Origin of the sequence: Nonomuraea sp. NPDC049758 (genome assembly GCF_040674635.1) — a bacterium.
GTDB lineage: Bacteria > Actinomycetota > Actinomycetes > Streptosporangiales > Streptosporangiaceae > Nonomuraea.
This window is the reverse complement of the sequence record NZ_JBFAMZ010000005.1, coordinates 188,765-201,591: the sequence shown is the minus strand read 5'-3', so window position 1 is coordinate 201,591 and position 12,827 is coordinate 188,765. Positions and strand designations below refer to the sequence as shown.

Here is a 12,827-nt window from a genome sequence, read left to right as displayed (position 1 = left end):
GAGACGATCCGCACCGAAATGGCAAGTCAACGAGCGGAAAGGCCCCTCGTCGTGGCAGCACCGCAGAACTACCTCGCGGTCATCAAGGTCGTCGGCATTGGCGGCGGCGGAGTGAACGCCGTCAACCGGATGATCGAGGAGGGACTCAAGGGCGTCGAGTTCATCGCCATAAACACCGACGCCCAGGCGCTGCTGATGAGTGACGCCGATGTGAAACTCGACGTGGGCCGCGAGCTCACGCGCGGACTGGGCGCCGGAGCCAACCCCGACGTGGGGCGCAAGGCGGCCGAAGACCACCGTGAGGAGATCGAGGAGGTCCTCAAGGGGGCCGACATGGTCTTCGTCACGGCCGGCGAGGGCGGTGGCACGGGCACCGGCGGCGCGCCGGTCGTGGCCAACATCGCCCGGTCGCTCGGCGCGCTGACGATCGGCGTGGTGACCCGGCCCTTCAGCTTCGAGGGGCGGCGTCGCGCCTCGCAGGCCGAGGCCGGTATAGAGACACTGCGCGACGAGGTCGACACCCTCATCGTGATCCCCAACGACCGGCTGCTGTCGATCTCCGACCGCCAGGTGAGCGTGCTCGACGCGTTCAAGGCGGCCGACCAGGTGCTGCTGTCCGGTGTCCAGGGCATCACCGACCTGATCACCACGCCCGGCCTGATCAACCTCGACTTCGCCGACGTCAAGTCGGTCATGTCGGGCGCGGGCTCGGCGCTCATGGGCATCGGCCACGCGCGCGGCGACGACCGGTCGGTCGCCGCCGCCGAGATGGCGGTCTCCAGCCCGCTGCTGGAGGCGAGCATCGACGGCGCCCACGGCGTGCTGCTGTCGATCGCGGGCGGCTCCGACCTCGGCCTGTTCGAGATCAACGAGGCGGCCCAGCTCGTCTCGATGGCCGCCGCGCCCGACGCCAACATCATCTTCGGCACGGTCATCGACGACGCCCTCGGCGACGAGGTGCGGGTCACCGTGATCGCGGCGGGCTTCGACGACGTGCCGCCGCCGGCCGAGAAGCCGCTGCCCAGGCCCGCCGCCCGGCCCGCCGCGCAGCCCGCTGCGCCGGTGTCGTCCTCGGCCCTGCGGCCCGGTGTGCCGGCTTCGCCCAGCGTGAAGTCCGAGCCGCCCGCGCCGCGCCCTGAGCCGAGGCCGGAGCCGCGTCCTGAGCCGCGTGCCGAGCTCCGGTCGGAGCCGCGCCAGGAGTTCAGGCCGGAGCCGCGCCAGGAGTTCAGGCCGGAGCCGCGTCCCGAGTCTCGCCCGGAGCCGCGCGAGTTCAGGCCGGAGCCGCGTCCTGAGCCCCGCCCGGAGCAGCGTCCCGAGCCGGTGCGGCCGGTGGAGTCGGTCCAGGCCGCCGAGCCCGTCGCCGCACTCGGCGACGACGAGCCGCAGGCCCCGGTCTCCATCCCGAGGCCCACGCCCGAACCGGCCAACCCGCCCACGCCCATCACCTCCCGCATGTCGGAGCCTCCCAAACGTCCTCGGGTGATCTTCGAGGAGCAGGAGGAGGAACTCGACGTCCCCGACTTCCTCAAGTAGCTCACCACCCACCGCCGCTCCCCGCAGGCGTACGGGAGCGGCGCCGTCGTGTGTGCCGGGATCCGACCCGCGGCACGGAAAGGGGGCCATCGTGGCGTACGGCGTACAGGCCGAACTGCGAGGCGATGGAGGCAGGGAGAGGGAGACAGACGTGCGGAGGGACGAGATCGCGGCCGGTCTCACCGAGATCGAGGACCGCATCGGCGCGGCCTGCCACGCGGTGGGCCGCGACCGCGGCGAGGTCACCCTGATCGCGGTCACCAAGACCAGACCGGCCGACGACGTGCGCATCCTGTGCGAGCTGGGTGTGCGCGACGTCGGCGAGAACCGCGACCAGGAGGCCGCGCCCAAGGCGCACGAGCTGGCCGGCCTGCCGCTGACCTGGCACTTCGTCGGCCAGTTGCAGACCAACAAGGTGCGGTCCGTCGTCGGGTACGCCGACGTGATCCACTCGCTCGACCGCCTCCGGCTGCTGGAGGCGATCAGCAAGGAGGCCGTGCGGCAGGGCCGCAAGGTCGGCTGCCTGATCCAGGTGGCGCTCGACGACGACCCCTCCAGGGGCGGCGCCCGGCCCGCCGACGTGCTTGCGCTGGCCGACGAGGTGGCGCTGGCCGACGGCGTGTGGCTGGGCGGCGTCATGGCGGTCGCCCCGCTGGGGGTGGAGCCCGCCCGCGCCTTCGCCGTGCTGCGCGATGTCGCGACCCGCGTCCAGGAGCAGCATCCGCGGGCCACGATGGTCTCCGCGGGCATGAGCCAGGACCTCGACGAGGCGGTCGCGTACGGTGCGACACACGTGCGGATCGGTACGGCGTTGCTCGGTCGTCGCAGGCCCTTCGTCAGGTAATGTCCCCTCAAGTGGGTCTTCAGGCCCATGATCAAGTAGAGGTCGATCCGCGGTGAGCTCCAAGGGGGTACGGCTGCCGCCTCGGCCCCGGCGACGGGTCCGAGCCAGTGCGACCATGAGCAGGAGGACGACGTAGCGATGGCCGGCGCGATGCGCAAGATGGCGGTCTACCTCGGTCTCGTGGAGGACGACCGCTACGAGAGGTACGAGACCTACACCGACGAGTACGCCTACGACGACGATGTCCAGCGGACCGGCGAGGAACGGCCCGTGGCGGTCCAGGACCGCGACGAGGAGGCCGACTCCGCGGTCCCCGCGCCCAGGCCCGCCACGACGATCCTGGAGCGCCGCACGACCGACCTGGCGCGCATCACGACCCTCCATCCCCGGACCTACAACGAGGCCCGAACCATCGGAGAGCACTTCCGCGACGGCACCCCGGTCATCATGAATCTGACCGAAATGGTTGACAGCGACGCGAAGCGGCTCGTGGATTTCGCGGCAGGTCTGGTCTTCGGCCTACATGGAAGCATTGAACGTGTTACCAACAAGGTGTTCCTGTTGTCCCCTGCCAATGTCGAGGTGACCGCCGAGGACAAGGCCCGAATCGCGGAACGCGGGTTCTTCAACCAGAGTTAGAGTCTCTGTATGTCCATCGCACCCAACCGGGTCCACGCGCGGCCGGGAGGGCACACCAGAAGTGGAGGCGCGGCCGGGCCGTGGAGATCGTGAGTGGGATCTTGGTCGTAGTCCTGTCTCTGTATTTGGTGCTGCTCATCGGCAGGATGATCTTTGAGACGGTGCAGGCGTTCGCCCGGCAGTGGCGGCCTTCCGGGGTCGTGCTGGTGCTGGCGGAGGCCACGTACACCGCGACAGACCCACCTCTCAAGTTCCTCCGCCGTTTCATTCCCCCGCTCCGGTTGGGTACGGTGGCCTTTGACCTAAGCTTCACTGTCCTGTTCATCGTCGTTCTGATCTTGATCCAGATCGCTGGGTCACTGGGCGGCCGGTGAGGCGGGCTGGTGGGGTGGCCGGTCGTGATCCAACTCGTGTCCGCGCTGAAGTGATTCGGGTTCACCGTCCCTCCGGACAGACTCCAAGCGCGCCAAGGAGACCAAAAAATGCCGCTGACGCCCGCTGATGTGCGGAACAAGCAGTTCAGTACCACCCGGCTGCGGCCGGGCTACGACGAGGAGGAGGTCGATGCCTTCCTCGACGAGGTGGAGGCTGAGCTCGACCGCCTGATCCAAGAGAACGAGGAGCTACGCGCCAAACTGGCCGAGTGCCTGCGTGGGAAGGTGCCGGGCGGCATGGGCATGCCCATGGCCTCCGCGCCCGTCCAGGAGCAGCCGAAGCCGGAGATGATGGCGCCGCCGCAGCCGGAGCCCATGCGGGCCCCCGAGCCGCAGCCGATGCGGGCCCCCGAGCCGCAGCCCGTGGCCATGAGCATGCCTCCCGCCGAGGACAACATGGACACCGCGGCCCGCGTGCTGGCCCTCGCCCAGCAGACCGCCGACCAGGCGATCGCCGACGCCCGCCGGGAGGCGGACGAGACGGTGACCCGCGCCCGCCGCGAGGCCGACGAGATCCTCACCAAGGCCCGCCGCCAGGCCGAGCAGGTCATCGGCGACGCCCGCGCCCGCGCCGAGACGCTCGAGCGCGACGCGCAGGAGCGCCACCGCCAGGCGATGGGCTCGCTGGTGCAGACCCGCGACGAGCTCGAGCGCAAGGTCGAGGAGCTGCGCAGCTTCGAGCGCGAGTACCGCAGCCGCCTCAAGCTCTACCTGGAGAACCAGCTCGCCGAGCTCAACGTCTCCGCGGAGGGCAGCGGCGGGTTCCCGGTCATGTCCGGTCCGCAGGGTCAGGCTCCCGCCATGTCGCACGCGGTTCCCCAGGGTGGCCAGCAGCCTCTTCCCGGTGGCCCCAACCCGTTCGGCGGCGAGGCTCCGCAGGGCGCCTTCCCCGGCGGCGACGGTCCGCACAACGACCGCCGGTAAAGTAACGGGTCACTAGGACCTGTCACTCGAAAGAGCCCCCTGTGATCCTTATCAGTGCTGGTTTGGTGCTCGCGGCGGTCGTGTTGCTGATCGCGGGCTTCGTACTGGCTAAGCCGTTCCTGATCATGTGGTCCATCGTGGTCAGCGTGCTGTCCGCGCTGTTCCTGGTGATCGGGGCGTTGCTGCGGCGTCACGAGCTGTTTCCCGGTGGTGGGCGGGCCGCTGCGCCGGCCACCCCTCCGGCCCCGCTCCCGCCGCCCGGCCTGCCGTACAACCAGACCGGTCCTGCCGGGCCCCAGCCGCACCCGCGGCCACAACCCCACCCGCATCCGCACCCGCAGACGCTTCAGCGGACCGCCGTTCCGGCCTCCGCGCCTCGCCGCCCCGCGGCGAGCGGCATCTCGCCGGACGCGATCGTGCTGGTGATCCCGGGCCGCAAGAGATACCACGTGCCGGGCTGCCGCCAGCTGGCCGGACGGGATCACGAGGAGCTCACCCACGAGGAGGCACGCGAGGAGGGCTTCACGCCCTGCACCACGTGCCTTCCGGACGCCGCGCTCGGCGGACGGCAGTTGCCGCCTGCCGCCGACCCCGAGCCCGCCGTCGCCCCCGGCCCCGGTGCCACCCCCTCCGCCGTGGCGGAGAGCCGGGCCGAGACCTCCGCGGAGACCCGGGACCTGCGCCCGCCGGTCGTACCGCCGAAGCCCGACACGAAGGCTTCCACCCCCACCCCGGAGCCCGCCGCCCCCCGCGAGGAGGGCGCCACCGGGTGGTTCGGCCGTCCGGCCGCCGCCGCGCAGGCGAGCGACCCGGCCACGTCCCCCTCCTCGCCCGCCGCCGCGCCTGATTCCGAGGCCGGTCCGGACGACGAGCAGGGGGAGATCCAGACTTCCTACTTCCGGCCGCCGTCGGAGCGTGAGCGGCCCGCGCGTCCCTCTTCGCCGGACGACGCCAAGGGCCCGACGGCCGCCCCTTCGAGCCCTGCCGCCGCCTCCAAGACCTCGCCGGCTTCGGGGGCGTCCAAGAGCCCGTCGGCTGCCGGGGTGGGTGAGGGGGAGGCTCCGGCCAAGCCGTCCAAGGGCGCGGCTGCGGCCGAGGCCGGTGCGGGTGCGGCGGCTTCGGGCCGGACGGGCGATGACGCGGCTGGTTCCGGCAAGTCGGTCGAGAGCGCGCCGGGCAAGCCGTCCTCGGCCGCCCGGCCCACCGACCGGCCTGCACGGCCCGCCGAACAGCCCGCCGGTGACGGTGACGACGCGTCCGACCCCGACACGGCGCCGCAGCCTCGTGTGACCGCCTCCGGGCTGCCGGTCCAGCCGGAACCCTCTGATGGGGCTTCCAAGGCGTCCGAGCGGCCTTCTGGGGCTGCACCGGCCCCTTCCGCCCGTCCGGCGGCGGCCGCCCCGGCGCCGAAGACCGGGAGCAAGGACACCAAGCCCGGCACGACCGGCAAGGAGAGCCCGGCGAAGGGCGAGACGTCCGGCGCCAAGCCCGGCAAGACGGGTGAGGGCTCGAAGGGCGAAGCCGGCGGCGCGTCCGGTCCGGCCGGGCGCCCAAGGACGGTCAAGGTCATCACCGGCACCCGTCGCTACCACAGCGGCACCTGCCCGCTGATCAGGGGCGCGGGGGAGACGGGAGTGGAGACCATGACGATCCCCGAGGCCGAGGACGCCGGTCTGACCAGCTGCCCGGTGTGCCAGCACGACCGCGAGACGGCCAAGTAGCCCCCGCCCACCCCAGCCCCGCCGCGCATTCGCCGGCGGCCCTTCGGGGCTCAAGGACGCCCATCTCCATGGGCCCGGCTCAAGGGTGTTCACACTGGCGGGCTCGTTCGGCGTCCGCCGGGTTGGGCGTCAGGGGTGGGGGCCGTGGTGCAGGCGGGGGAGCCAGGCGTGGGGGGTGTGCTCGGTGCGCGAGGCCGCGGCCAGCCAGTGGCGGCGGCCGTCGTCCGGCAGTGGCAGGACGGTCTCGAAGTCGATCTCGTCCTTCGGGCGGGGAGCCGTGGACTTGTAGCGGAGCTGCACTTCCGGTGCGAGGTGCCGGAAGCCGTCCCGCATGATTGTCAGGTCTGTCAGGGGACGGCGGATCCGCGGGTCGCGGCGGTAGATCCACTCGTCCTCGGCGGACTCACGGGCCAGGGGCGCAGGGCGCCGGGTCTGATCGCGGCGTGCACGTCCCAGCCGGTCAGGAGCCGCCGGACGGCGAGCTGGCCGCGGCGCAGCAGCGCGACGATCTCCTCCAGGGCCCGGACTCCCAAGGTCCCCACGGCGTGTCGATCCGCGTCATGCGGTCATTGTCCGCCCTTCTCCGGACGAGGTACCGCAGGGAAACCCCGAACGCCCCGCGACCGGGCAGAGCTCACCGGGCTGTCCACGTGGCCGCCGTCCTGCTGGTGGACTTGGCCGTGAGCGGATCGGCCTGCGGGGCGGGCCACACCTGGATCAGGTACTCCTCGAGGGGGGCGTCGTCGTCCCGCGGGTCGCCGTCGTCGCGGTTGCGTCCGTGGACGCGCAGCCGGTAGCCGCCGGGGCCGGGCAGTTCCAGCTGTGCGGCCGGGTTCTCGCCGCCGCCCGTCGTCGCGAAGTCCATGAACGCCGATCGCCAGGCGACGGACACCTCGGCGACGTCCTGCCAGCCGTCGGTCATCAACGGCGGGGCGGCGTCCCACAGTTCGGCGGTGACGACGATGTCGCCGATCTCCTGGCCGCACACGATGCGCGCGCCGTCGCCGTCGGGATCGGCCTGGACCAGGCCCGTCGCGGTCATGTCCCACGCGAACTCCGTCACGAGGTCCTCACCGGCCAGGTCGACGGTGGACGCGTCCACGAACACCCGAGCGCTGGCGCGGCGGATCAGAGTCGGCACAGAACGGGATCCTTTCGGAACGCGAGAGGAGGCGAACGCACGCGGGGGCGCCACCGAGGTGATCGGTGGCGCCCCCGCGTGGACGGATCGCGGCCTGGGTCAGGCGCGGCGGAGGTGGAACGTCAGGCCCAGGTCCTCGTCGTGGTGGGCCGGGAGGTCCTCCTGGGCGCCCTCGGTGAGGGACGTGGCCAGGACCTCGTCGGCGACCGTGCCGCCGCCGGAGCGCAGCGCGGCGGCCAGGTCGGGCGAGGAGGCCGTCCACCACAGGTCGATGCGGTCGGTGATCGACAGGCCGGAGGACTTGCGGGCCTCCTGGACCAGCCGGATCACCTCGCGCAGCAGGCCGGCGCGGCGCAGCTCGTCGGACAGCTCCAGGTCGAGGGCGACGGTCTCGCCCGTGCCGGTGCCGATGGCGCCGGTCTCCACGGCCCAGCCCGCGCGCGGCTGCTCGGTGACGATCACCTCGTCGGGGCCGAGCATGATCTCGCCCAGCTCGTCCGCCTCGATCATGACGGGGGTGCCGCCACGCAGCGTACGGGCCACGCGGGTGGCGTCGGCGGCGGTCACCGCGGCGGCCACCAGCTTGGTACGCGACCCGAACCGCTTCCCGAGCGCCCGGAAGTTCGGCTTCACCGTGTACGACACGAGATCGGCGTCGAATCCGGACATGTCCTCCAGGGCCTGGACGTTGAGCTCGTCCGCCACCAGCCCCCGCAACTCGGCGGGCAGCGACGGCCAGCCGTGCGCGCCCACCAGCGCCCGGCGCAGCGGCTGCCGCGTCTTCACGCCGGAGGAGGCCCGCGCCGAGCGGCCCAGCTCGACCAGCCTGCGGACCATGGCCATCTGGTCCGACAGCGCCGGATCGAGCAGGTCCTCGCGCACCTGCGGCCAGCTGGTCAGGTGGACCGAGGAGGGGGCGCCGGGCGCGCGCAGCACGTCCCAGAGGTAGTCGGTGACGAACGGCGTGATCGGCGCCATCAGCCGGGTGACCGTCTCCAGGCACTCGTACAGGGTGGCGAACGCCTCGCGCGAACCCTGCCAGAAGCGGCGGCGCGAGCGGCGGACGTACCAGTTGGACAGGTCGTCGAGGAAGTCGGCCAGGCGGCGGCCGGCGCGCTGGGTGTCGTACTCGTCGAGGGACGCGGTGACCTCGGCAACCGTCCGGTGCAGCTCGGCCAGCACCCAGCGGTCCAGCAGCGGACGCTCGGCGGCCGGCGGAGCGGGCTCGGACGGGCTCCAGGACTCGGCGTTGGCGTACAGGGTGAAGAAGGAGGAGGTGTTCCACAGGGTCAGCAGGACCTTGCGGACGATCTCCTCCAGGGCGTTGTGCCCCACCCGGCGGGCCGCCCACGGCGATCCGGAGCAGGCCATGAACCAGCGCAGCGCGTCGGCGCCGTGCTGGTCCATCAGCGGGATCGGCTCCAGGATGTTGCCCAGGTGCTTGCTCATCTTGCGGCCGTCCTCGGCCAGGATGAGGCCGAGACACAGCACGTTCTCGTAGGAGGACTGGCCGAAGACCAGCGTGCCGACCGCCATCAGCGAGTAGAACCAGCCGCGGGTCTGGTCGGTGGCCTCGCAGATGAACTGCGCGGGGTAGACGCCCTCCGGCTTGCCGTGCTCGCCCCACTGCGCGAACGGCATCGAGCCCGAGTCGTACCAGGCGTCGATCACGTCGGGCACGCGGGTGGCGAGCTCGCCGCAGGAGGGGCAGTCGAAGGTCACGTCGTCGACGTACGGGCGGTGCGGGTCGAGCGCGGAGACGTCCTGGCCGGCCAGCGTGCTCAGCTCGGCCAGCGAGCCGACGCAGGTGACGTGGCTCTCGTCCGCCGAGCACACCCACAGCGGCAGTGGCGTGCCCCAGTAGCGCGAGCGCGACAGCGACCAGTCGACGTTGTTGCGCAGCCACTCGCCGAACCGGCCCCACTTGATGGTCTCGGGGAACCAGTTGGTGTTGGCGTTCTCCGACAACATCTGGTCCTTGACCGCGGTGGTGCGGATGTACCAGGACGGGAGCGCGTAGTACAGCAGCGCGGTGTGGCAGCGCCAGCAGTGGGGGTAGGCGTGCTCGAAGTGGGTGCCCCGGTACAGCAGGCCGCGCCGGCGCAGGTCCTCGGTGAGCTCCTCGTCGGCGTCCTTGAAGAAGCGGCCGCCGACCATGGGCACGTCGTCGAGGAACCGGCCGTCGGGGCCGATCGGGTTGACGATCGGCATGTCGTACCGCTTGATGACGGCCATGTCGTCGGCGCCGAAGGCGGGGGCCTGGTGGACCAGGCCGGTGCCGTCCTCGACGGTGACGTAGTCGCCGAGCACGACGTAGTGGGCGCCGGGGATGTCGACCAGGTCGAAGGGGCGGCTGTAGCGGGTGCGCTCCAGCTCGCGGCCGGTGCAGCGGGCCACCTCGGTGACGTCCTCGCCGAGGACGGACAGCAGCGGCTCGGCCACCACCAGCACCTCGCCGTCGGCGGTCCTGGCCGCGACGTAGGTGACGTCGGGGTGCACGGCGACGGCCGTGTTGGACACCAGCGTCCAGGGCGTGGTGGTCCAGATGAGCAGCGCCGCGCCCAGCTCGGCCAGCGGCCCGGACGTCACGGGCATGCGCACGTAGACCGACGGGCTGGAGACGTTCTCGTAGCCGCCCGGCTGGCCCAGCTCGTGGTCGGACAGGCCGGTGCCGCAGCGCGGGCAGTACGGCGTGATGCGGAAGTCGCGGAACAGCAGCCCCTTGTCGAAGACGACCTTCAGCGACCACCAGACAGACTCGATGTAGGACGGGTCCATCGTCCGGTACGCCTGGGACAGGTCGATCCAGTAGCCCATGCGCTCGGTCATCTGCTCGAACGCGTCGACGTGCCGCAGCACAGACTCGCGGCACTTGGCGTTGAACTCGGCGATGCCGTAGTCCTCGATGTCCTTCTTGCCGGTCAGGCCCAGCTCACGCTCGATGCCGACCTCGACGGGCAGGCCGTGGCAGTCCCAGCCGGCCTTGCGCGGGACGCTGAAGCCGCGCATCGACTTGTAGCGCGGGAACAGGTCCTTGAACACCCGGGCCTCGACGTGGTGCACGCCGGGCAGGCCGTTGGCGGTGGGCGGGCCCTCGTAGAACACCCAGGCGGGGTTGCCGGCGTTCTGCTCGACGGACCGCTCGAAGATCTTCCCGTCCCGCCAGCGGTCGAGGACCTCGCGCTCGAGCGCGGGCAGGTCGACCTGCGCGGGAAGAGAGCGGAATGATGGGGAAGACATGTCGGGCGGGACCTCCACGCGTCGTCGGCCGGTTGTGGCGTGCGCGAAGGGACGAAGCCTCGCGGCTCCGCGGTACCACCCTTCTTGGCCTCCGGGGAGGCCCTCTTCATTCGCTTGCTGCCGGGTCTAGTGAGCTCTGCCGAGCCGTTCTTCCGGCGGCTCCGGGGTGATATCCCTCACAGCATCGCTCGCGGTGGGGCCCCATCAACGCCTTGCAGTCTCAAACCATAACGCAGAGTGGAGCCGAAGACTTCCAGGTTTCCTCCCGCAGCCGGGGGCGTTGGTACGCAAGGAGGAAATTTGTGGGAATGGACGTCCCCGGGGAGGAGTTGAACGGGCGAGGCGGGATAGTACGGGTGAGGTAAACCATCCGGCGGGTCGTTTGCCGTTCCGTTATGAGGATCCTAAGCTGCCCGCACCATTCACGGCCTTGATCAGCATGGAGGCAGCCATGGCGGCAGTCACGCAGACCGCTACACCGTCGATGTGGTCGGAAGAGGAGCTGGCCGAGGTACGCGGCAGGCTGCGCACCGAGATCGACGAGCTCGAGGCCGACATCCTCCGCCACGAGTCGGAGATAGCCTCTGGTGACGTCACCCAGGGCGCGGGCGACGACCAGGCGGACGCCGGCGCCAAGACGTACGAGCGCGAACGCGAGATCGCCCTTACCCTGAATGCGCGCGATCTGGTCGCGCAGAACGAACGTGCGATCGCCAGGATCGACGCAGGGACCTATGGAGTGTGCGAATCGTGCCACAAGCCGATCGGCAAGGAACGCCTTCAGGCGTTCCCGAGGGCGACGCTGTGCGTGGCCTGCAAGCAGAAGGAGGAACGCCGCTAGGCAGGCCACGCGGACGTCTCCTCGCGATCCTCACCTCGCTGGCGGTCGTCGTCTACGCGGCTGACCTGATCAGCAAGACGATCGTGCTGCGAACGCTCGAAGGCAAGGCGCCGCTCGTCGTCCTCCAGGACGTCCTGCAGTTCCGGGTGATCTTCAACTCGGGTGCGGCGTTCAGCATCGGCACGGGGATGACGTTCGTGTTCACGTTCATCGCGGCGGGCGTGGTGGTGGCGATCGTGCGCACCGCGCGCAAGCTCCACAGCCTGCCGTGGGCGATCACCCTCGGGCTGCTCCTCGGCGGGGCGCTCGGCAACCTGACCGACAGGCTGCTGCGCTACCCGTCGGGGTTCGGCCGGTCCACGCAGCTCCAGGGGCACGTCGTGGACTTCATCGAGGTGCTGCCCGGGCACTTCCCGGTGATCGACTACTTCCCGGTGTTCAACGTCGCCGACTCGGCGATCGTCTGCGGCGGCATCCTGGCGGTGCTGCTGGCCTGGCGCAACGTGCAGATCGACGGCACCAGGGAGACCGACACCACCGAGGAGACCATCGCGGAGACCGGGAAGGAGCCCAAGGATGGCTGAGCGGCGGAGCCTGCCCGTCCCCGACGGGCTGGAGGGCGAGCGGGTCGACGCGGCGATCTCGCGGCTGTTCGGCTTCTCGCGCACCCGCGCGGCCGAGCTGATCGCCGCCGGCGAGGTGCACGTCGACGGCGGGCAGCCGGCCAAGTCCGACCGCGTGCACGCCGGCGCCTGGCTGGAGGTGACGCTGCCGCCCCCGGTCAGCACGCCGATGCCGGTGGCCGAGCCGGTGCCCGGCATGACGATCGTCTACGAGGACGACGACATCATCGTGGTCAACAAGCCGATCGGGGTGGCCGCCCATCCCACCGTCGGCTGGACCGGCCCCACAGTGATCGGCGGCCTGCTCGGCGCCGGGCACACGATCGCCACCAGCGGCGCGGCCGAGCGGCAGGGCATCGTCCACCGCCTCGACGCCAACACCACGGGCGCGATGGTCGTGGCCAAGAGCGAGCACGCGTACTCGGTGCTGAAGCGGGCCTTCAAGGAGCGCACGGTCGACAAGCGCTACCACGCGCTGGTGCAGGGTCACCCCGACCCGTTCAGGGGCACCGTCGACGCGCCCATCGACCGCCACCCCTCGGGCGAGGGCAAGTTCGCCGTGGTCGCGGGTGGCAAGCCGTCGGTCACCCACTACGACACGATCGAGGCGTTCCGGGCGGCCTCGCTGCTGGACATCAAGCTGGAGACCGGCCGTACGCACCAGATCCGCGTGCACATGTCGGCCCTGCGCCACCCCTGCGTCGGCGACATGCTCTACGGCGCCGACCCCACGCTCGCGGCCCGGCTGGGCGTCACCCGGCAGTGGCTGCACGCGGTCGCGCTCGGCTTCGAGCACCCGGCCACCGGCGAGTGGATGTCCTTCAGCACCGACTACCCCGAGGACCTGCAGAAGGCGCTCGACGCCGTCGCCGCCGACACCTGAGCCG

The 12,827-nt window shown here is 71.3% G+C and carries 13 protein-coding genes; 9 read left to right on the top strand and 4 right to left on the bottom strand.

Going from position 1 to position 12,827, the window contains the following annotated elements; all coding sequences use genetic code 11:
- The first annotated feature begins 51 nt into the window (after window positions 1–51).
- The 6 genes from ftsZ to AB0J46_RS15195 all read left to right on the top strand — a co-directional run bounded on the left by ftsZ (window position 52) and on the right by AB0J46_RS15195 (window position 6,095).
- Complete coding sequence (gene ftsZ / locus AB0J46_RS15220) at window positions 52–1,533, top strand: cell division protein FtsZ (protein WP_364331412.1); 1,482 nt, start codon at window positions 52–54, stop codon at window positions 1,531–1,533.
- Between the two features lie 151 nt (window positions 1,534–1,684).
- Entirely contained in the window at window positions 1,685–2,377 is a 693-nt protein-coding gene (locus AB0J46_RS15215) for a YggS family pyridoxal phosphate-dependent enzyme (protein ID WP_364331409.1), read from the top strand.
- Between the two features lie 138 nt (window positions 2,378–2,515).
- Complete coding sequence (sepF, locus tag AB0J46_RS15210) at window positions 2,516–3,016, top strand: cell division protein SepF (protein WP_357968056.1); 501 nt, start codon at window positions 2,516–2,518, stop codon at window positions 3,014–3,016.
- Window positions 3,017–3,096: 80 nt separating this feature from the next.
- On the top strand, window positions 3,097–3,390 hold the full coding sequence (locus AB0J46_RS15205; RefSeq protein ID WP_125630468.1) for a YggT family protein: 294 nt from the start codon (window positions 3,097–3,099) through the stop codon (window positions 3,388–3,390).
- 108 nt (window positions 3,391–3,498) lie between these two features.
- The gene (locus tag AB0J46_RS15200; protein ID WP_352325076.1) at window positions 3,499–4,374 is read left to right on the top strand and encodes a DivIVA domain-containing protein; all 876 of its coding nucleotides are present in this window, start codon (window positions 3,499–3,501) and stop codon (window positions 4,372–4,374) included.
- Between the two features lie 41 nt (window positions 4,375–4,415).
- The gene (locus AB0J46_RS15195; protein ID WP_364331404.1) at window positions 4,416–6,095 is read left to right on the top strand and encodes a hypothetical protein; all 1,680 of its coding nucleotides are present in this window, start codon (window positions 4,416–4,418) and stop codon (window positions 6,093–6,095) included.
- Window positions 6,096–6,224: 129 nt separating this feature from the next.
- Here the strand turns inward: AB0J46_RS15195 and AB0J46_RS15190 are convergent, their stop codons facing one another.
- From AB0J46_RS15190 to ileS, 4 genes are all read right to left on the bottom strand, one after another.
- The gene (locus AB0J46_RS15190) at window positions 6,225–6,428 is read right to left on the bottom strand and encodes a hypothetical protein (RefSeq protein ID WP_364331401.1); all 204 of its coding nucleotides are present in this window, start codon (window positions 6,426–6,428) and stop codon (window positions 6,225–6,227) included.
- A gap of 14 nt (window positions 6,429–6,442) precedes the next feature.
- Window positions 6,443–6,637, bottom strand: a complete 195-nt coding sequence (locus AB0J46_RS15185; protein WP_364331398.1) for a hypothetical protein — start codon at window positions 6,635–6,637, stop codon at window positions 6,443–6,445.
- 92 nt (window positions 6,638–6,729) lie between these two features.
- Window positions 6,730–7,236: a hypothetical protein gene (locus tag AB0J46_RS15180; protein ID WP_364331395.1), complete on the bottom strand. Its 507-nt coding sequence runs from the start codon at window positions 7,234–7,236 to the stop codon at window positions 6,730–6,732.
- A 99-nt stretch (window positions 7,237–7,335) separates the two neighbouring features.
- Window positions 7,336–10,476 (bottom strand): isoleucine--tRNA ligase, encoded by a 3,141-nt coding sequence (gene ileS / locus AB0J46_RS15175; protein ID WP_364331392.1) that lies wholly within the window; start codon window positions 10,474–10,476, stop codon window positions 7,336–7,338.
- Between the two features lie 439 nt (window positions 10,477–10,915).
- Between ileS and AB0J46_RS15170 the strand changes: the two genes are divergently transcribed.
- From AB0J46_RS15170 to AB0J46_RS15160, 3 genes are read left to right on the top strand one after another with little or no spacing between them, the layout of a single operon-like run.
- Complete coding sequence (locus AB0J46_RS15170) at window positions 10,916–11,317, top strand: TraR/DksA C4-type zinc finger protein (protein WP_352324926.1); 402 nt, start codon at window positions 10,916–10,918, stop codon at window positions 11,315–11,317.
- 26 nt (window positions 11,318–11,343) lie between these two features.
- The gene (gene lspA, locus AB0J46_RS15165) at window positions 11,344–11,901 is read left to right on the top strand and encodes a signal peptidase II (protein WP_364332238.1); all 558 of its coding nucleotides are present in this window, start codon (window positions 11,344–11,346) and stop codon (window positions 11,899–11,901) included.
- Window positions 11,894–12,823 carry an RluA family pseudouridine synthase gene (locus AB0J46_RS15160; protein ID WP_364331389.1) on the top strand — a complete coding sequence of 310 codons (930 nt, stop codon included), beginning with the start codon at window positions 11,894–11,896 and terminating at the stop codon, window positions 12,821–12,823. The genes lspA and AB0J46_RS15160 overlap by 8 nt, the downstream gene beginning before the upstream one ends.
- Window positions 12,824–12,827: the final 4 nt, after the last annotated feature.

Coding starts and splice junctions, on each gene's coding strand:
- AB0J46_RS15190 (WP_364331401.1), bottom strand. CDS start 6,428: ATGCGGGACGGCTTCCGGCACCTCGCACCGGAAGTGCAGCTCCGCTAC.
- AB0J46_RS15170 (WP_352324926.1), top strand. CDS start 10,916: ATGGAGGCAGCCATGGCGGCAGTCACGCAGACCGCTACACCGTCGATG.
- sepF (WP_357968056.1), top strand. CDS start 2,516: ATGGCCGGCGCGATGCGCAAGATGGCGGTCTACCTCGGTCTCGTGGAG.
- ileS (WP_364331392.1), bottom strand. CDS start 10,476: ATGTCTTCCCCATCATTCCGCTCTCTTCCCGCGCAGGTCGACCTGCCC.
- AB0J46_RS15160 (WP_364331389.1), top strand. CDS start 11,894: ATGGCTGAGCGGCGGAGCCTGCCCGTCCCCGACGGGCTGGAGGGCGAG.
- AB0J46_RS15200 (WP_352325076.1), top strand. CDS start 3,499: ATGCCGCTGACGCCCGCTGATGTGCGGAACAAGCAGTTCAGTACCACC.